14 protein-coding genes are annotated in these 20,634 nt (G+C 41.3%); 5 read left to right on the top strand and 9 right to left on the bottom strand.

Annotated elements, in window-relative coordinates; translation table 11 throughout:
* Window positions 1–22 precede the first annotated feature (22 nt).
* Entirely contained in the window at window positions 23–1,231 is a 1,209-nt protein-coding gene (locus tag QL234_RS14205; RefSeq protein ID WP_281558488.1) for an IS256 family transposase, read from the bottom strand.
* Between the two features lie 452 nt (window positions 1,232–1,683).
* Here QL234_RS14205 and QL234_RS14200 point away from each other — a divergent pair, with 452 nt between their 5' ends.
* Window positions 1,684–2,001, top strand: coding sequence for a hypothetical protein (locus tag QL234_RS14200; protein ID WP_281558487.1), 318 nt, complete (start codon window positions 1,684–1,686; stop codon window positions 1,999–2,001).
* Between the two features lie 732 nt (window positions 2,002–2,733).
* Window positions 2,734–3,516, top strand: a complete 783-nt coding sequence (locus QL234_RS14195; protein ID WP_281558486.1) for a winged helix-turn-helix domain-containing protein — start codon at window positions 2,734–2,736, stop codon at window positions 3,514–3,516.
* 78 nt (window positions 3,517–3,594) lie between these two features.
* On the opposite strand, the gene QL234_RS14190 is transcribed toward QL234_RS14195, so the two are convergent.
* From QL234_RS14190 to QL234_RS14165, 6 genes are all read right to left on the bottom strand, one after another.
* Window positions 3,595–4,518, bottom strand: a complete 924-nt coding sequence (locus QL234_RS14190) for an FHA domain-containing protein (protein WP_281558485.1) — start codon at window positions 4,516–4,518, stop codon at window positions 3,595–3,597.
* Between the two features lie 247 nt (window positions 4,519–4,765).
* Window positions 4,766–7,003: a YcaO-like family protein gene (locus QL234_RS14185; protein ID WP_281558484.1), complete on the bottom strand. Its 2,238-nt coding sequence runs from the start codon at window positions 7,001–7,003 to the stop codon at window positions 4,766–4,768.
* A 131-nt stretch (window positions 7,004–7,134) separates the two neighbouring features.
* Window positions 7,135–9,162: a TOMM precursor leader peptide-binding protein gene (locus tag QL234_RS14180; RefSeq protein ID WP_281558483.1), complete on the bottom strand. Its 2,028-nt coding sequence runs from the start codon at window positions 9,160–9,162 to the stop codon at window positions 7,135–7,137.
* Window positions 9,159–9,938 (bottom strand): hypothetical protein, encoded by a 780-nt coding sequence (locus QL234_RS14175; RefSeq protein WP_281558482.1) that lies wholly within the window; start codon window positions 9,936–9,938, stop codon window positions 9,159–9,161. The genes QL234_RS14180 and QL234_RS14175 overlap by 4 nt, the downstream gene beginning before the upstream one ends.
* Before the next feature lie 129 nt (window positions 9,939–10,067).
* Window positions 10,068–10,937 (bottom strand): hypothetical protein, encoded by an 870-nt coding sequence (locus QL234_RS14170; protein WP_281558481.1) that lies wholly within the window; start codon window positions 10,935–10,937, stop codon window positions 10,068–10,070.
* Window positions 10,934–15,169, bottom strand: a complete 4,236-nt coding sequence (locus QL234_RS14165; protein ID WP_281558480.1) for a TOMM system kinase/cyclase fusion protein — start codon at window positions 15,167–15,169, stop codon at window positions 10,934–10,936. The genes QL234_RS14170 and QL234_RS14165 overlap by 4 nt, the downstream gene beginning before the upstream one ends.
* A gap of 195 nt (window positions 15,170–15,364) precedes the next feature.
* On the opposite strand from QL234_RS14165, the gene QL234_RS14160 reads away from it, so the two are divergent.
* Entirely contained in the window at window positions 15,365–15,589 is a 225-nt protein-coding gene (locus tag QL234_RS14160) for a LysR substrate-binding domain-containing protein (protein ID WP_281558479.1), read from the top strand.
* Window positions 15,590–15,828: 239 nt separating this feature from the next.
* Here QL234_RS14160 and QL234_RS14155 read toward each other — a convergent pair whose 3' ends face one another.
* A complete protein-coding gene (locus tag QL234_RS14155) occupies window positions 15,829–17,115 on the bottom strand; it encodes a response regulator (protein ID WP_281558478.1) in 1,287 nt (428 codons plus the stop codon).
* Window positions 17,116–17,564: 449 nt separating this feature from the next.
* Between QL234_RS14155 and QL234_RS14150 the strand changes: the two genes are divergently transcribed.
* Window positions 17,565–18,557 carry a hypothetical protein gene (locus QL234_RS14150; RefSeq protein ID WP_281558477.1) on the top strand — a complete coding sequence of 331 codons (993 nt, stop codon included), beginning with the start codon at window positions 17,565–17,567 and terminating at the stop codon, window positions 18,555–18,557.
* Window positions 18,558–18,778: 221 nt separating this feature from the next.
* Window positions 18,779–19,366 (top strand): PDC sensor domain-containing protein, encoded by a 588-nt coding sequence (locus QL234_RS14145; protein ID WP_281558476.1) that lies wholly within the window; start codon window positions 18,779–18,781, stop codon window positions 19,364–19,366.
* A gap of 112 nt (window positions 19,367–19,478) precedes the next feature.
* On the opposite strand, the gene QL234_RS14140 is transcribed toward QL234_RS14145, so the two are convergent.
* Window positions 19,479–20,630 carry a LamG-like jellyroll fold domain-containing protein gene (locus tag QL234_RS14140; RefSeq protein WP_281558475.1) on the bottom strand — a complete coding sequence of 384 codons (1,152 nt, stop codon included), beginning with the start codon at window positions 20,628–20,630 and terminating at the stop codon, window positions 19,479–19,481.
* Window positions 20,631–20,634: the final 4 nt, after the last annotated feature.

Here is a 20,634-nt window from a genome sequence, read left to right as displayed (position 1 = left end):
GTATTCTGTGTAACTGCCAGTTTTATATAAAGTCTTTTAAACGGTCTTCGAACTCGATCATAAACCGGTTCAGGGCCGTTTTCCAATTTCTTATGGGCATCGTCCATTTTTTCGAAGCCTCCCGTATTGCCAAGTAAACGACTTTCTTCGCTGAATCATCGGTGGGAAACAGCTTACGTTTATTGATGGCTTTACGGATCACACTGTTCAATGATTCAATCGCATTCGTGGTATAAATGGCTTTTCTTATATCCTCAGGATATTTGAAGAGCGTATTCAAGTTTGCCCAGTGAGCATGCCAAGAACGGCTGATTTGAGGGTACTTTGCATCCCATTTTTCACTAAATAACTCCAGTTCCTGCAAGGCTTCTTCTTCGGTCATGGACTGATATATTTTCTTTAAATCGGCCGACACCACCTTGTAGTCTTTCCAGGGCACATATTTCATCGAATTGCGCACCATATGTACGATGCAGAGCTGAATTTGAGCCTGAGGGTACACAGTATTAATCGCATCAGGGAAACCTTTAAGACCATCAACACAGGCAATTAAAATGTCTTTCACACCACGGTTTTGTATTTCAGTTAAGACACTCAGCCAGAACTTGGCCCCTTCATTTTCAGAGAGCCACATGCCCAACAGCTCTTTACGCCCTTCAAGGTTGACGCCTAGCGCCAGGTAAATAGCTTTGTTGATGACACGCTTATCTTGCCTGATTTTTACGACAATACAGTCCAAGTAAACAATCGGATAAACAGCATCAAGTGGCCGGGATTGCCATTCAACGACCTGTTCAATGACGGCATCAGTAACACGGGAAATGAGCGTTGGCGAGACATCGGCACCGTACATTTCCTTAAAGGTTTCCACAATTTCCCGAGTAGTCATGCCCTTGGCATAAAGGTGAAGGATTTTATCATCCATCATGGTCAGGCGAGTCTGGCTTTTTTTAACGAGCTTAGGCTCAAAACTACCTTGCCGGTCTCGGGGCGTTTCAAGTTCTACGTGGCCGTCTTCGGTTCTGACGGTCTTGGAAGAATAACCGTTACGGCTATTCTTTGAATGGGACTGCTCATGCCGGGCATAACCCAAGTGCTCTTCAAGCTCGGCATTTAGCGCAGCTTCAACGGTTACTTTGGTGAGCATCTTTCTAAAATCAGTTAAGTCTTTTTCAGAACGAATGCTTTTGGCTGCTTCCTTGGCAAATGCCTCTAGTTCTTTTTTATTCATAGTCTGCCTATCCTTAAACTCTGGTTAGAGTATCGTGTGATAGGCAGTTACACAAAATTATTTACAGTCTCTCGGTTTTTTGTACAGCATCCCATACAGTATTCATAATTAGCTCCAGCATTAAATGCAAACACAGCCTGATTTTTCCCGTCTTTTATACTAAAACTACTAGGTGAATTCTTCACCAGCGAGGTAATTAAAAAGAGCATCAACAGGTAAACTAAGCGCTCCCCCTAAGTGTTGACCCACTCAGAGGAAGCTAACCACAACAGATACTACAGAGGTATCCATCATGGCTAACCCTAATGATATGCCAGAGTTTCACTCGGTTAAAGTTTATTTAACAGAAAATATACCTGGCCCCCGACACTCACCTGCAACACATGTAATTAATGCCAGCCATAGCGACTTTATCAGCCGTCCATGGTTAACTGCTAAGGGAGGGAGCTATCATGTCTGAATTCCCCTCTGACACTCCGGGTGCTTCACAAGATGCTCCCCTTGAAACTCCCCTGGATGAAAAAGCCAAAAGAGATCAGCTGGCAAGTGAATTTGTCGATCTTTGTGACGATTTTTACAAATTCAGTCAGGCATGCGCTTTTCTCTGTGATGCTTTCGCCGCGGTTGCCCGCGAACCCGAGTGTATCACTGAAGACACCAGTGAAGGCTTTGGTCATGTGGGCTACTGGCTTAAGTGTCAGCTCAGAGATTACCGGGAGAAAATAGAAAAGCAGCAGGAATATTGGTGCAAGTTTAACCGTAAACAGTAATGTTAAATAAGGTTTAAGCGAAAAAGTAACGGGTGAGTTAGCGGAAATTCTGGTTTCGGCTATGCGATGGCTCACCCGTTTTATATAACCTCCTTATTAACTAAATGATATCCATTTTAAAATCAATGGTTTATTGGTCGCGGCTTATTGTTGCTAATAATAGCTGACAATCATTAACGGTTTGTTTTACGTCGTGTTTATCTTACTTACCAAGGGAGGGGTCTGGCTGAGTCTTCCGTATTAACATGTTAGGAGTACACTTGAGCAGGCTGTTGCGGCAAGCGCTTTGCTGCTCCTGAAACTGTTTTATGTCGACCAGCTCATTTGTTTCAGCCGCTGGGTAATCGTTACTGGCATTATGATGCTCGCACCATAGATGTATTGATTTTTCGGTTACGGAAAAAGATATCGCAGATAAGTCTTAAGCACGGCTCGCTGCAAACAGGATACGGCACCGGGTATCGATTAAAATCGCTGCTACCAGACAGGCCTGAATAAGTGATATACGCCGATGGGAATTTGCTCGGTTAATTTTGTCTGCTCATTATGGGCTAACTGCTGTTAACAATAGAGAATAGCGTTACGCCATAGGTGCTTAACGTAAATTGGGCAAGGTGTAATGGCGGGGTAATAAACTTAATAGATGATTCCTAGTAAACTGATTTCATCACAAATAAATGGACTTGAATAACGGATGTAGGTTGTTTTAAGCCATTGGCAGTAGAGGGAGTTATGATGAATCAACAATCGGATAATAAAACACGGCAATCATTATCGGTACTTTTTCTGGCACGGCCGAGTGCTCCGGCCCATACCTTGTTACATGCGATGGGGCAGGCAGGTTTAACCATCGATTTGCAATTGTTAACTAAGGCTCAGTTAGACAGACTAAAAGTGCAAGATCATGATCTGGTGGTGGTAGATGTCGACACAGAAGCTCCTTCAAATGAATTAATCACCAGTTATTTAAGTGATATCAAAGCAACCGGGATAGTGGCTGTACTCAGTAATGATACCGCTGAAAACCGCTTAATGGCGCTTACTTATGGTGCAGAGTTATTGTACTCGGCCAGTACAGACCTTAAGGAAATGCAGTTATTGTTGCGCAATTTGATCGCTCGTTTTAATAGGCCGGCTATTAACAGCAGTTTCAGGGGAGGTATAAGCTACCGTCCCGGTACTGCCGCTTCATATCATGTTGGCCAAGACTGGATTTATTACCAGCGAGGCAATTTGATCTCGCATTGTGACCGGCAAAAAGAAGTGAGCCTGACTAAGCAGGAGGGCAAGTTATTGCAAACCTTGATCAACCACCAGGGAGATTATGTTGATCGGGAACACTTGTTTCAGTCCCTGGGGAATCGGGACTGGAGTTACGATGATCGCACTGTAGATGTATTAATTTTTCGGTTAAGAAAAAAAATATCACAGATAAGCATAGAGAGTGATTCGCTACAAACAGGTTACGGTACCGGATACCGTTTAAAACCACTGTTACAAGACGGACTTGAGTAAATATCATCAGAAACTCTTGGGCTGGTTGATTTTCACTCGTGAACGATAAGGTTAACTTCATATTATATTGTTTACAGGCTACGAGATGCCAGCTAACTGCGTAGAGTCAACCTCTAAAGTTTGCCCTTTAAAAATTTTATAATCCGTTGCAGCAAACCTGACCTGACCTTTTCTGCGTTCAATCAGTAATGGTGCATATAAGCCTAATGCTTGTAGTTTATCTGCCAATTGTTTTCTTGCTCTGTGTATTTGAATATTCACATGGCTTTCAGATAAGCCAATATCTTTGGTCAGCTGCTCTATGGTTCGCCAGCCTTGCAGGTGCTCAGGAAGTGATTTGTGACAATCATGACTGCGGTACCTGGCTAATAAGGCGGTTAAATAATGGTGGCTGCGAATATCACAACTGATGCTGTCAGTATCATTCTGAAGGGTTAATTCCGTTAATTCTTCATCTTGACTGATATTGAAAATAAAGGTCGGTTTCTGCTCCGTTTTGCCATTGATAGCGACGGTTTCTTTTTCTGAAATATTGGCGCCTTTGATTAATTGCCACATTGAATGTGAAAATTGCAGTAATTCACCATCTGAAATTTTTGAGATTGTTGCTTCTGCAAAGTTTTCACAAAACCAACTTTTTTCAGCAATATCATAAAAAACAATAATTTCAGGTGCTTTCTCAGATGGCAGGAAATGATAATGCTCTAAATAGATAGGGGCTTTAGCTTGTTCATTATCCTGAGTTGCTTCTGCATACGGAATCAGTGCATCCCTTGGTTCGTCCAGGTTTTCAACAACAAAGCTGATATTTTTTTGATCGGCAAAGCAAATGTGATCCGCCAGTGTCAGTCGATACAAGCTGTTAGCCGATATTCTTTCATTATTGAGCCAAACGCCATTTTTACTGAGATCCCGAATAAACCAGGCATTATCAACCCATTCGATGATCGCATGGATTCTCGACATTTCAGGGCTGTCAATTAAGGTATCTACCGCCGACACCAAACGGCCAAATTGATGAAAAGTTTTTAAATATAACGGGCACTTAGTATTGCTGGGGATTAAATAAGCCATACAATTTCCTTATAATCATGGAGTAACACCTGGCTCGGTTTTGTTTATTATTTTTTAGTCATATTCTAGCTAAGGAATATCTGAAAACCTAATATCGCATAATTATATGGTATTGGTTAGTAGTAAACTATCGAACCTACTCTGCAGGGAAAACATTCACTAAAGCGCAGCTGCCTTAGATGTATAAACCTTGCTGATTAATATTTTTTTCATTTTTTGCTGTCGTTAACCAGTTTAGCTGCACTGGTACTTGGTACAAGCGTTCATTGGCTAGTTGCGGCCAAATATGACATAGCCCGGGGACAAAAACCTTAGCGGTATGCATTGGGATAGGTGCACGGCTATAGTCCAGTACTAAGGTTTCCAGGTTGAAGTGCTTAAGGTGTTCAACAATGGCTAAAATGTCATCTTTTATATCGCCTGAACCAGAGGTAAACGGGGCTTGGGCAATGAGGTGTTCATTAGGATACAAATAAGCTCCCGGCACTATCGCATCAAAATCAAAAGGGGCATTTTTTTGATCACGAATGGGGATCAGCTGACATAATTCAGTTAGAGCACGTTGTGCGGCAAGTTCGGCTTGTAAATGACAACCAAAACCTAATATTAAGCCGTTATTTTCTTTGTGCTGACCAACAGCAACCATGACAGGTATACCCAAATCATTGGTTAACTCTAACACCCAAAAATGGTGGTGTTTGCTTAAGGTTCGTTCAAGCGGCTGGTAAAATTCCTTATCAATTTTTGTCAGATCAAATGCTGGCCGTTCAATTTGGTTATACCACCAAATAGCGGCAGCATCGCGTTCTATCAGTTCAAATAGTGCTTGTAATATGGCTTCTTCTAAAGTGTTGCCGGCGGCGGCGCCATTGGAATGCCAGCGACCAAATTTATCGTCGTTAAAACTTAAGCTTGATGCTTGTTGGTGTGCCGTTTGCTGCTTTAGTTCAATATTGGCAAAGCAACAGCTTAAAGGCACATATACAGGCTCTTGATGCGTTAAGGACCAGGTTGGTAACCAATAAATGTCTTGATTGTTATAAATCATCACCGCTTGTTTTCGTTGAGATTCAGCATCATTCTGGTCCGCAAATTTACTATATTGAGCTTCGCTATAAGGCGATAGCTGTTGAAAGCTAACATAGCGCTGGCTTAATTCGTCTGGTTGTGCCAGATATAATGGTTCATCCCCCTGAAATTGGGCATTTAAGCGTTCAATGGCTTCACATAAGGCACTGGCCTGTGATTGCTCATGGCTGACTCCTTTGCCCAGGCTCGTTTGTACAAAAGCATTGCTATTAAGATTAACGAGGTCTTTTATCCGTGGTGTTTTGAAAAAAGCGCTACGATAAATTTTTATTTCAGCATCACTTTCTGGTGATAATTCTTCGATAACGGGAAGGTAGCCCGTAATCTCATCAACAAAGGGGAGCAACTTTTTCACCGTCGCGGTTGGCGCAATAGTTCGAGAGCCGCCATCTTTGTTAAATGCTGACTTTACATGATGTAATACAACTTTTTGCGTAAATTGTGCATTGCTTTTGTCGGGAGATATATTTACAAAATGGAGCAGGTGTTGACTTGTTTTATGGCTATTAATTTCATATCGAAGTAAATGTTTGCTTTGGGTTGTTAATTGACGAAGCAGTAACTCTTCAATGATGACTAAATGTTCAGTGAGTAAAGCGTCTCTTTTTTTAAAAGGAATAATATGTGCCTGACCGGGGTATAGCCGGGCTAAAAATTGTCTTACGGGCTGGTTTCTATACAAAGTATGTTGTAGTTGTTGCCATGCCGACTTAGTTGCTTGACCTGGTACTGGCTCGGATGGCGACTTTTCAAAAACTGGCGTAATGGTCAAAGTCTCACCCGTTATTTTTATTACACAATAATTTTTATAATTGTTAATAATTTTTTCAATTCGTCCGTCTAGCAGGTCATCGACTAAAAGAAAGGTGAGTTTCTTTACCAAGGGTTCAGTTTTTTCACTGATGTTAGCTTTTTTTAGTGTTGAGTCTAGTATGTCACTCCATTGGCTTAATAAGCGCTTTGGCGCAGATGAAATACTCACTATTTCAATATTATCATCATGATAAAGCGATAATAATTGGCTTAACTGAGGTGTTTGATACTGCTCAGTGACACTACTATTGCTATCAAGTAAAACCCCTTGTTGCTTAAGTTGATTAACTTGATAGATAAAGGTGGCTATCTTAGTTGCATCAGTTGAAGCCTTTGTGGATAAACTATTGGTAATATCACCAATAGTTGTTTTTCCATCAATTAGTGTTATTGCGGGAAATATGTGTTCGGGTAACCACAAAAAACTATTTTCATTGACGAGTAATACGCCAATATTTTTGAAGCAATAAAAAGAGAATTTTGGATGCCATGTTAGGTTAAGACTATTCATTGATTTTTAATGTTTTATTTACAGTGTTAAGGACAATTTTTTTGTCATACCATAAGGTTAGCTAAATGCATAAGTATTGGCTCATATGGTATTTTTTCAGTTGGTTTAAGGGGCTTAAGTTGCTCTAATTTTTAAATTAACAGTTCAAGAGGGTTTAATTCACCTTCATTTTTTATTTTGTCGAGCATGCCTAAACGCTTTGGAACTTGATACAGACGTTCTGCCGCTAAAAAAGGAAAGATATGGCACATTCCCGGAATGATGACTTTAACTGCTTTTAATGGAAAATCTGCGCGTGAGGTGTTTATAAAAAGCACTTCTAAATTTAACGACTGAGCACGCGTAAGTAAGCTATCGATGCAACTTTGCAACGAGGAGGTATTACTGCTGGTATTTTCGGTTGATAAATTGATAGCAACATCAGATGGAAATAAAAAGGGGTGTTCTTTAATATCGTTAAAATCAAAAGGCGCACTGGTACTGTCTTTAATATCTAACATTTGAAATAGTTCTGTCATTGCTCTTTTTAGAGCAATATCAGGGTCTAAATGGCAACCAAAGCCGAAACTGAATTCACCGGTTTCACTATTCCTGGCAATTGCAGCATAGGTTGGGATCAAGAAGTCATTACAAATATCCAGCACCCAATACTGCCATAGCTCACCTAATATTTGTGAGGCTTTATCCACCAAATCGGGCAGGTGACTGATAGTGACTTCAGCTCTGGGTATTTGGTTGTACCACCAAACAGCGATGGCATCTCGTTCAATGATTTCCAATATGCCTTGCAGTAGCGCTTCTTCAAGGGTATTGCCCGCAGCACAACCATTTTGGTAATAGCGGGTACAGGTTTCGTTAATAAAGGGTGTATTATCAAAACAGTAATTACTAGGCAGGTATACATGCTCTTTAGCTGTTAATGACCATGCCGGCGACCAATGTATCCTGAGGTTAATATCAAACTCCTCGGTTGAATAAAGTTGATATCTATGATCGTCGGGTGCCTGTTTGAATTTTAGAAATTGCGCCAAACTAAAAGGGGCTAATTGTGTCGGGAGGTAGTGCCTTGTTGTTAAAGAGGATGCCTTTTCCAATATACACACTTCATCTCCCTGATAATTTGCAGATAGCCTTTCAATCGCTTCAGCAAGTGCGCTTGCCTGTGATTGCGAGCGGCTCATTCCTTTGCCAACAGTCACCTGAATAAAGTCTGTTTGCTTGATATTCTCTTTTATGTATGGTGATTTATGGAAAACGCAACGATAAATAAAATGCTCATTTGTGCTCTGTTCCTGGTTGGGGCTGTTATTTATGTAATTGATAATGCCACTTCTTTGATCCAGGGTTTTTAAGACCTTTGCAATGGTGGATTCAGGCGCTACGGTTCTGAAGCCGCCATCCACAAAATTTTTCTTACTCTCTGCTGATAACTCGAACTTTGCTAACTGTTGCAACTTAAATAAGTCCGGGTTACCGCAAACATGGCATTGGGGCCTGACAATAACCTGGTGCTGGTTAATATCTGCATGGTTAAGCGCTAAAGTATAAAAGGTTAATGTATCCGATTGTTGTAGCTTTTCTATTAATTGCTTGACCGTGGATAACTGTGACGGGGTTAATTGATAATGCGTTTTAGTGTCGCTTAATTGTTCATTGTGTGATTTATGCAGCCAAAAGCGTAATGGACTATTCCATTCTAATCTTGTTTTTAAACATTGCCAGCACCCCTTATGCTTTGTCGGGGAAAACCAGGGGCCTATTTGTAATGTATTGCCATAGTTACCGATCAATAACCAGTCTTTACCTTCAAGCAGGTGTTGCTTATTGTGACGTTCAAGCGCTTCGCTATAAAGATTATCATTGTAAAAGACAGTTATGTTGCTGTCTTTAAGGAGATTATTGATTTGGGCTTGCCATAGGTTTTTATCTAACGCTGCTGTTGATGAAGGTGAGCTATATTCAATCCATTTTTGGGCAAATAAAAGTTGAACATTTGGGTTGGTAAAATCATGATATTGGCCTTGAGATATTAATCGGGCTATATGCCCTATACATGGCCTGACTAATACATTCTCATTATCTTCAGTTATAATAGCAATGGTGTTGTCATCGATGACTTTTACATGGGTTCCTTTAGACCAAGATAATGCTGAAGTCACGGTTTTTTCCTATGAAAGATAATGGGGGAAAGCGCCAGGTTTTCTAATTGGTCACACATGCCAAAGTGGTTTTCATTTTTTACTCTGGGGTTGTTTTCTGTTCTAAAATAAAGCACTAAATAATTTTGAGCTTTAGCGGAAGGGTTAGGCAAAATGCTTCTCAAACAGCTTGAATGTACAAACAGGACATCGCCTTGTGTCAGGGAAAACTCTGAAATAATATTGCCGTATTTACTCGTTATTTCATTAATAACCTGGTTGACATCAGCATTTAATGCATCGCAAAACTTTTCATCTATTTTATGAAAGTGAGAGCCATTAACCAATACGCAGTTAGTATTCTCAATAGGATTTAGTGGCAGCCAGGCGGTGTAATATCCACCTTTAATAAAAGGCGTATGATCAGCATCATTATGTAAACCTATAGCACTTATGGTATTTTCGCCGGGGGGACAAAGGTAAACAGTGGATGCCCATAATTGGCAAGTCGTGGCATGGGTAAATAAAGAGTGTAATACCGGTGTTAAATCAAGTGACTGGATGAAGTCACTGATACCTTGACTAGCATGGTGTGCCTGATCAATTTTGGTAAAGTGCTGCTGATCATCTTGCCACCAGGCTCTTAAGGGTGTGTGTCCGGTATTGTAGTTTTTTAGTATGAGCTTATTAATGATGGCATCGATGTTATTAAACAATACAGGGTCAATACATTGTTTTTTAATCAGGAAACCATGTTTAGCCATGTTTGCCAAGTTGTTATCTTGATAGGACGTCATTATTTTTATTGCATTCATTAATCGTGGTAAATAGCGCGGTATTATTGATACTTAACAGGGTTGAGGTGCATTACCCTGTTAAGTTATTGCTTAAATTCAACTTTTTAAGCGTTTTGTGGTTGAGCTGCTTTAACAAGTAAATGGGTATATCTTACCAAGCGCAGCATATTCTCTGAGCCCGATAAGTTTATCTTGTTCACTTTCATCAGGTTTTGGCGGTAATGTCATGATAATGGTTGAGGCCAATCTAAAATAAGGGGGCTGGTAATCAAGATCCATAGGGGAAAAGACTATATCACCATTGTCTTTATGCTGTAGTCTTTGACCTTGATCTGGGATCGGATTGGTATCTTGATATCCCTGTAAAGTATTCGCAGTTAAAAATTGATTAATAGATAATACAGTCGGAAGTTCTAGTTTATCTTTTATTAACTCTTCTCGTTTTTGCTTATTTTCAGGCGTCGTTATCCAAAAATAATTCTCTTCAGCATCTTCTACTATCAGTCCTTCAGCTGGAATTTTAACCCAGCCATTAATAGGGTATTCAGGTATTGTTTCAGTGCCCACTTCATTAAGGCTAAAGTCTATTCCTTTAGCAACATCAGACTTGTTGTTAATGGTTATCGGGTAGGCTGAAAGATTACTTACCTTTTTTTCTTCGCGGTATATATTCTTGGGGCGATATTGTTCATAGTTAACTTTGGATTCGCCTTTTGCTTCGGTTCTTTCAAGGGTGATAGTCTGTTTTTTATTAGCTTCAATAACAATAAGTTTAATCCCATCAGGTAAATTATATTGGGCAAGTTCATATAATACTTCTGTTGGATTTTCTAATAGTCGTTTTTTATGCTCATCACACTCCCAGGCATAGGCTATTGCTCTGCCCCAGGCATTCATCCACAGCGTATGTTCTACTTCACCATCTGTTATTTTTTCATCGAATATAGCTTGCAGTGGCCCAAATTGAGTGCCGAAAGCCATCCTGTTATATATGGTCATGAATATTCCTTTAAATTATAGTGGGTTGTATGAAATTTAGATTGGTGGTTGATGTATTGATACTCTTCTTTTACTAAGTTTTCATAGTGAGTTGTTAAAAGAGCATTCGCCTCCTGAGTACGGTTACTCTTGGTCAGCAATTCACTGTAATCAACAGCAATATGGAGACTGAGCATATGAGCTCCTTGTTGTTCGGCCAGGTTTAAGGCTGTCAGAAAATAATTTTCAGCCTGTTTTAACTCACCTATGCCAGCATATGCTTTAGCTAATAATCGGTACAATATCGGCTGAGGTCCTGTTAAGCCTGATTTTTTTGTACCGTCTACCAAGTCATATTTATTGATAAAGTCGATGACATTTTTATTTCGATTATGATTAAGTTCGGTATCTAACCAGATTTGTAACCAATAACAAAAAGGACCTTTATGATCACGCTCTAAAAGCATGGTTGAAAAACTTTCAGAAATAGCCGTTTTATTTAATAGCCACTCTTTTGCCATTAATGTAAACGATAAATAATATTCTTCATTGCCTGTATATTTTGAAAGGTCGAGATCGATTGTTTTATGCGAAAGTTTTTCTTTATTATCAGTGAAATAATAAAACCATGAATAAAAAAGAGTGGTTATTTTTTTATTCATCTCACTGTTAATATTGTTTGCATGTGCTTCAGCTTGCGCTATCGCATTCTCTGCCTGGGTTAAGTTACCCTGCAACGCGAGCGCTTTGCTCATTAGGACCAGAGAAATACATTTTGGATCCCAACCATATTGATGGTGTAGGCTAGTGTAATCGCCTTCTTTATACAGTTGCAGAGCACGAGTTCCACTTTCAATTGCCTGAGATAAGTCACCTGCACAGATATAAACATGAACAAGTTGCGTAAGTAGCAATATTTGTTGTTGTTTTTTATTACCTTTTATCGATGCATCCAATAAAGTGAGACCTAGTTTCAGTGCCTCATCTATTTTTGACTGGTGCGGTAAACGTAAAAAGGTTTCCCACTGGCTTAAAAATTGTGCATCCCTGCTAAGTTGACAATCTTCATCTAGAGTGAGAATTAAATGCTCTATTTCTTTTCTGATTTGCTCTAAAACATCAGAGTTCATGCCATCTAAAGAGACAAATGCGGGAAAGGTAAGCACAGTCAACTCTAGCTTTATTCGTGTTATATGTTTAGTCGGTTTAATGTTATTAGAAGCATTAGCTAACCATTTCAACGATTTGTTATAAAGATCTTTTGCTTCTGTGTAACTGGATAACGTTATTGAATTATTTATTGCCATTATTGCCGTTTCGGCAGCTTGCAAAAATTGATTGGCTAAGCCTAAATGGTTCGCGATTAAAGCTGCATTTGAAGGTTGAGCCCATTTATTACTGTTTCTCATATGATCGGCGACTTGCAAATGATTATGCCGGAAGATTTCAGCCGTCATACTTTCATAAGCCGCATCACGAACCAAAGCATGCTTAAATGTATAACTGTCGCCATCAACTTGTCTTTGCTGGTAGATTAATTCTGTTTTGATTAATTCGTCTAAATCGGACTGTACTTGGGCTTCATCTTTATTTGATGCAGCGACAAGTAAGTCATAGTGAAAAACTCTGCCTATTGTTGCTGCTAATTGGGCGGTGTCTTTGGCAAACTTAAGGCCGTCGAGTTTTTGTTGTAGAGAATCTCTTATGGTGGCCGGTACCTGGCTTTGTTTCTCACTATCAATAAAGTCAATGATGCCGTTAACTTTATGGACTAATTTTTGTTTTTGCAAAGATGAGGCGAGTTCTTCAATAAACAGGGGAATACCGTCGGTACGTTCAATCAACAGCTCTGATAAACGTTTTGCCAGTGTCTGCTGCTCAAAAAGGTAACCAATAAACTCACCTGTGCTGCTTGAGCTGAGTTTTACTATGGGGATTATAGTAAATGCCAATCCGGTAAGTGCATCTGGCAGTATTTCTCGGGAGGTGTTAATCCAGGCGTGTTGTCCCTGAGTAAACTCATCAGCTTGTACTATATACTTTATAAATTCTTTACTTGTGGGATCGGCCCAATGTAAATCTTCAAAGATAAATAAATGCTGTTTACTCTGGTTTTTTACTATTGATACCTGACTCGTTTGACAAAATAGCTGGCTCAATACCGCGAATAAGTGCTGTTTTTGTATGTCAGGTGATAAATGCCCCAGCACATTATTATCTTCGAGTGGTAAGTTTAACCAGGCTGTGAGTACCTGCAAGCCATGCCGTTGTTGTTCTTCCGTTAATGAAGTTAAGGCGATGGCTTGTTGTAAACGGGTAACACTGTTTTCATCGGACAAAGCATCGAGTGAATATTTAAACTTAAGGCAATTTAAAATAGGGTAAAGGGCATTATTTTGATGCTCGGGTAAACATTGAGCAACAAAATGTTGCATAGCCGGCGCTTGTGATCTTAGTTCAAAGACTAAACGGGATTTACCGATACCGGCTTCACCGTGAACATGGGCTAACTTAACTGCTTTACCTGGTACTGCTTCTTTTAACCCCAGGTATTGATTAACCTCAAGTCTATGACTGTCATTGAGCGTTAATAAATTAACTAATGTTGTTAATTCTTGCTCGCGTCCGATAAAGGCGCTATTTTTACGGGTACCACGTAAAAAGCCAAAGGCTTCGGATTGGCGCTCTCCCCGCAACTGATATAAGACTTGTGCATTGGCTGAGCCGGTATCAAGATACTGCTTATCTTGTGTTACCCCTTCAAAATGTAGATACCCTTCGAGTAAATGTTTTACGTTTTCTGAGCACAGAATTTGCCCGTGTTTTGCTTGTCGACATAAGGCCATAGCGTCATGAGTTGCCTTACCTTCAGGTAAGTTATTGGCCAAACTGAGCATCAGGCCAATTTGCATACCCATTTGAATATGACAGGTAATGCCCTGAGTGTTTTTGAGTAAAGAATTTTTTTTATTAACGTTACTGGCAATATCTAAGGCGGCGCGGCTACATAAACGATTGTCATTATCGCTAACATGCGGATAACCAAAATAAAATAATAAAGTATCGCCTAATGAACCGACATGATAGGCGCCATAGCGTACGGCAATATCGATACATTGCTGCATCTGATCACTATGAAAGGTATCAATAACATCCTGATCATTGCGCAGGTCAGGTAACAACTCAGTGGTTAAGGCCTGGGTAGTTAAAATAATGCTTAATACCGATATTTGTTTACGCTCGGTTAAGCGTGAATAGGAGAATCTCCCTTTTTCATGTACCAGGGTTTCATTAAAATCACTGGCGGTAATGGTATTAGCCGGGATATTGTGATGCACTATCTCAGTCGTTTGAGATAAGTCGCCGACTAAATTGTTAAAGTTGAGTTGGCGAAAACCGTGATATAGCTCTGCTGTATTGTTTGGTCTTTCCTGGGCTTTTTTATTTAATACTCGCCGAAAAAAGTTGGCGGAGCTATGGCCGGCTAATATCCCTAGCGGCACATTGGCGGGGCTTAATTGTTGGTGAAAAATCGACGCCAGGCTACTGCCGGTAATAGTCGGGGTGCCGGTTAAGCATTCCAGAAACACTAAGCCCCAAACATAAATATCGGTTTGTGCAACCGGAGGTTCTCCTCTTAGTTGTTCTGGAGCACTGTATGAAGGGGTGCCCAAGGTTTCCTGGGTTAAGGTAATGGTTTTATAATCGAGTTGGCGAGCTTCGTTTTTTAAGGTGCCGATACCAAAATCGAGCACTTTTACCTGGGTTTTAGCCCCCACTTTATAGAGCATGATATTGGCTGGTTTTATATCCCGGTGGATCACCCCCTGGTCATGAGCATGTGACAGGGCATCCAGCACACAAGCCATAAGTTCAGCGGCTTGTGGAGCGTCCATTGGCCCATGACTGTCTAAATGTTCTTTTAAGGAAAAACCATCAATGTATTCATAAACTGCATAGAGCAGGGAGTCATCCTGCTGACCTTTGTCAATTAAACAGACTATATTCGGATGATTGAGTCGGCGGACCAAGTCTGACTCGCGATGAAAGCGTTCGATATATCGGCGCTTTTTATCCTCGTCAAAGGTTGAAGCTAATGATAAAAATTTAATGGCGACAAACTGCTGAGTGCTTAGCTGTTTGGCTTTGTAAACGGTGCCGAAGCCGCCTTCGCCAATCTTAGCGATTAACTGATACTTTTCTGAGTCGAAAACAGCTTCAATACTCTGTTCCATTTGAGTTTTGCTTTCCATAACAATTTGTTTTCCAACACAAAAAAGTTAGCATGTTAATGATATTAACAATTATCATATTAAATTAGCGTATTTTTTTAATGGGAACAATATAAATTTAATTTTGAATTTAATATTTTGATGGTGAATGTTTAATCCTTAGTGAAGAACTCCTGCGTTTGAGTTTGTTAGTAAGCAAGCTGTCATTTGTGAGACTTGCTTAAGCTCTCTTTCATTTTTACAAACGTTAGAAAATATCCGGCGCAAGGCCATGGAATAGCCCGCCTGCCGCGATTTATGATGCAAGACTATCTGGACCGTGGGGAATTTGTTCCTATTTTACCGGACTATAATACGCAGCCGTTAGAAATCTCCATGGTGTACTCACAAAACAATCTCAATAATCCGGCATTAACGGCTTTTATCGAGTTTATCCGTTAATATACCAATACTGTGAGTGAATCCGGCAAGTCATCAATATTCATCCGTGCCCGGCCAGCTGGAGCTGGTCATTTATCCCTTGATCTTTTGGACAAATCAATAGCGCTGCTCTTCAAAGCAATCCATAATCTGTTGTTGCTGTTAGTTTTTTATTATCCGGCGCCAAGCAAATAAAAGTCATGAATGATTATTGCCCGACACCTGCTTGATGTGTCGGTTTGAACCTGCTTGATCTGACTTCAGGCTAAAGATACCTGCTTATCATTTTTTGAAAGCTCTGCCTGGCCATGTATGACCATTTGATCATCGCGCTTTTTATGCGCCTGTTGCAGGGCCTGATCCGCTTGTTCAACCCATTGTTTTGCCGAGCTCTGCTGCGCTATTACTGTCCCGCCCAAACTTACGGTAAAGGTGATTTTTTCCTCTTTAAAGCTGAAGCTATGTTTACTGACAATGTCTTTAAACTCTGTCAGGCATGCTGTTACTTCTTCAACCTCCAAACCGGATGCCAAACAGGCAAACTTCCCGCCACCGAGTCGCGCCAGTGGTTGGCCGGTAAAGTGTTTGTTTAGCAGGTTTGCCAGCTCTACCAGTACCAGGTCTCCGCCATCCTGGCCGTAATTATCATTAATCTCTTTAAAATTATTGATATGCAAAACGGCAAAAATGTACGCCAACTCGTTTTGGATAATGTCCGGGAAGTCATTATCCATTTTCGCAATAAAAGCACGTCGGTTAGCTAATGGCGTCAGGTAGTCTGAATCGGCGGTTGCTTTGATTTTTTCAATATATTGCAGTTCTTCGATGCTTTTCAAAATGCGGCAGTAAAACTCTTCCATGCAAAAAGGTTTTTTCAAAAAGTCATTGGCGCCGCTTTTAATGAAGCGGGCAGATTGGAAATGATCATTGACGCCGGAACAACCAATGATAATTAAGTCTCTGTCCGGGTGTGTTTTACGTATAGTTTGTACCAACTCGACGCCGCTCATGCCCGGCATTTCCTGATCGGTAATAAGCACTTTGATAGATGGATTTTTTTCCAGGACTTGCAGTGCCTTAGTGCCATCAGGCTCATCATAGACGGTAAAGTTTCTTCTTTTGAGCAAACGGCAAATATGTTGCCTGGATGACAGTGAATCATCCACTACTAATACGTTGATTTTATGGTTGGTTAACTGGCCATGTAAGACTTTCAATAAGTAACGGTAAGCCTGGGAATTTTCTTTGGTGATATAATCGATGATGGGTAATTTCAACAATTTATGGTGTATTTTATCGTCCATTCTTCCTGTCATGATCACACTGGGAATCGCGTGTTCAAGCACATAGGGGATCACTTCGCCTTCATAGGCATCCGGCAAGCTATAATCAACGGTTGCGATAAAAAAGTCCTGTTTTTTGGCTAATATGTTTTTTACTTCGGCAAAGGAGTGTGCAACCGTGACCTCATAGCCAGCTGAAGTGCCCAAGTGCTCTATAACAGATGCAATCGATTTGTTATCTTCAATGACTAATAAATGCTTCATTTTATAAATCCTTTTATAAGCCGAAATTCAGTTTTATCAGCACTTGCCGTTTCAAGTCGCTAAATGGTTATGGCGGCAGTTGGCCATTCACCCTATTTAATAAATGTCATTTTATTATGAGCGAAAAGTACAGATTCTCCAGTTGATATAAGTGCTTAGTGGTTTTTTAAGGCAACCTTTATGTTTAGAGGGAATTGATTGTTTCAATGGCAGCAACAGATCTCATCGAGCCCTTGAATGCTGGATATACTTGTCTTGCGGGGAGTATCACAATCAAGAGGTTAATGAGAAACGGTAGCAGAGGTTTTCTTTAATATTCTGGAGGCGTCAAATGCAGTCATTAAATAAAAAAATAAAGCAGCTTTGTGATAAATTAAGCTTTTTGGCAGCAAAGTATCGGGGCGGGGTATGGACCACTTATCCGGCTAATTGTGAGAGAGGTTATTCATTTGTTGATAAAAGTACTTTGGGTTTTCGCGGTATTAAGTCTGTTTGGCTGCTCGCAGCAAGAGGTCCATACGGGCAAGTCAACTCTGGCACTTCATCATAGTGATAAAATCATTACCGCTTCGGCCCTGTCTCAGGACGGGGCTTTTAACCTGGTTGCCGACGGCAGCCAGGTTTGTTTATGGAAAAGCCTTGAGGCAAAGTCACCGTTAAATTGCTTGCAGGGAGCACAGGCACAGTTTGTCGAGCTGCTTGATATCAGTAAAAATAATCAATTTTACCTGGTGTCCAACCGGGTGTCTGTGTCTTTATTTTCGCTGGCAAAGCATCAGCTGTTAGCGCAGTGGCAATTTGGCGAGAATATTATAAATGATCTGGATATCTCCGCCCAAGGCGACATTATTTTAGTAGGCTTTCGCAGCGGTAAAGCCGCTGTTATCGACGTTAAGAAAAATAGCGTCAGCACTTTTGACAAGCACAGGTTAGACATCAACTCGGTGAGCTTATCTGATAACGGCGTTATCGCCTTTACCGGCTCAAGCGATAAAAAAGCCCTGTTATGGCAGACGCAAAGCGGCAAAACCTTGCATGTTTTTGACCATGGCTCACGGGTGAACCATGTTACCCTCAGTGGTGATGCCAGCATAGGGTTCACCTTAGATGCCATTAAGGACCGTACCTTTTGGGATGTATCATCGGGTGAGGTATTAACCGAGCTTGATACCTATCTTAAATTTATCGAGTTTAATGATGCCTTGTTTTCCCCGGACAATGCGACCTTGTTATCCGGCTCTCCCCGGCAGGTATTACAGCTTTGGCGGGTCTCTGACGGGGCATTGCTCGGCCAGTGGCAGTCGGCAGTTACCCGTGGCCGCTCATCTGTACTTAGCGTGGCTTATGCCGGTAAAGGGGGGATTGTGACTACTAACAGCGATGGCTTGTTTGAACAATGGCCCCTGCCCGGGACGGTTGCTAAATCCTTGACGGAAAATTAATACTTCCCGGGCGTTACATGGCAACAGTTCGTGCAGGACGGCAGCTTTAGCCTTTGGCTCGTCGCCGGTTTGTTGCAATTTCTGCTAAGATTCGTGGTCATTTCTGGTTTGGTCTAAAATTGAACTGGGCAAGTTAAACTTCTTGTACTTGAAAAAGGATGGTCGGCATTAAGTAGCTTTAGCCGGGCCTAATTACTTTTTTATTTGTTGCAGGAGGAGCTATGTTCATTCGTCTGCTATTTCTGAGCCTATCTTTATTTTTCATTCATTTTGTTTTTGCCCAGCAAGGCCTGACCCAGGAGCAATTGCAGGCCGCTGTCGGCGACAAAATTGCCGGGGTGGAAAAAATGGGCGGCCATCCCCTGGTGGTGAAAGCCGTGAAAGAGCAAAATGCCAAGGGGATGTCGTTAGAGGAAATCAAAAAAATTGACCAGGAGTGGCGCGCCACTGCTGAACTGACGCCGTTTAAACTGTCACTGCAGCAAAGTGTTATCGGTAAGTTTTTAAAAAGAAAACTCGAGTTGAATAAGGCGATATACAGTGAAACTTTCCTCACCGATAACCAGGGGGCCAATGTCGTTGCTTATCCGGCCACCAGCGACTACTGGCAGGGGGATGAAAAAAAATGGACGGAGGCCTTTAATAATGGCGACGGTAAAGTTTATGTCGGCGAGGTGAAATATGATGAGAGTGCACAATCTGATGCCACGCAAATTTCAGTGCCGGTGAAAGACCAGGGGAAAACCATAGGCGTATTGGTGGTTGGCATTAAATTAAGTTATATCGAAGCGTCAAAATTGAAAAAATAGTGATAAAGGCTTTACTTGCCGGGGAATTTGTTGTTTCAGGGTTGCACGCTGGCCTGAGTGTTCTGATCACAGATCATCTTTTTCGTTTAGCCGCATAGGCGTTTGCTGGTTGTTACAAGCCACCTTTGGTGGCTATGCTGTAACAGCGGCGGTTATTACCCTGTTGGTACAGCCTGGTAACTTCTTGAGCGCTTAACTTGCTATGATAAAGGTTAACGGCGCCGATAGCGCCCGAAAAGAGCCCGGTTTGATAGGATGAACGGCTGCCTATCCTTAATGGTTTGTTATTGGCTAAAGAGCCGGAGCGCCCTGTGGGATCTGTGATAAAGATCACTTCTCCGTCGAGATAAAAAACCATGCCTTGTGGGTTGTCGCGGTCGATAGAGACTGCAACATGGTGCCATTTGCCATCGGCAATAAAGGTTTTTGACTCGTATAAGGTGCAAGAGGAGTCCTGCTCGTGGCAGTACCAGCTGCCCTGACCGGTTGCCAGTTGAAAGGCAAGCTCTCCCTCGTCGACATAAAAAACATAGCCTTTGACATTCTGTTTTTTATCCTCAAACCTTTTATCGACGATCACCCGCTGCTCAAGAGAATTGGTGCGTATCCAGGTGCTGATGGTAAAGTCTTCCTCACCGACGTCCAGGTTGTCCTGATCGGCAAACTCTATATAGTCATCCAGACCATCGAGGCAAAAGGCCAGGTCGTTTTGTTTTGGCGCCAGGCGCACTGTGTTGTCCAGGCGCACATCCAGCAAGACATCGCTATCCGGCTTATTGAAGAAGGCTATCAGGATAAGAGTTGTCAGCAGTAAAAAGGCAGAGCCAATGGTGCCAAGTAGCAACGGAAGTTTTGTCTGGGGGGCTTTTTCGCGTTTTTGCCCGTTATCACTTTGAGTTTCGGTTTCAACCCAAGTGATCGGCGGAGCAATAAAGTAACCCCGGCCGCGCATATTCTGGATATAAGGGCGAGTTTTATTTTGCCCTAAAGCTTTGCGTAACAAACTGATCCTTTGTTTGACATTTTCTTCTGTGGTGACGACGTCCTGCCACACCAGTGTTAAAAGCTCACGAGATGATAAGGGACCAGGGGCATGCAGGAGTAAGGTTTTCAATAAAGTAAAGGAAAGTGCGGAAAGCATCAGATCTTGCTGGTTATGAAAAACTTTTTCTGTTTTCAGGCATATATACAGCTCTTCGAGCCAGGCACCTTGATAATTTGCAGGGGAGGTTTTGTCATGAGCACAAACTGCGTGTTCTGACATATTT

This window comes from Thalassomonas sp. RHCl1, assembly GCF_947387555.1.
Classification (GTDB): Bacteria; Pseudomonadota; Gammaproteobacteria; order Enterobacterales; family Alteromonadaceae; genus Thalassomonas.
This window is presented reverse-complemented; position numbering and strand designations above follow the sequence as displayed.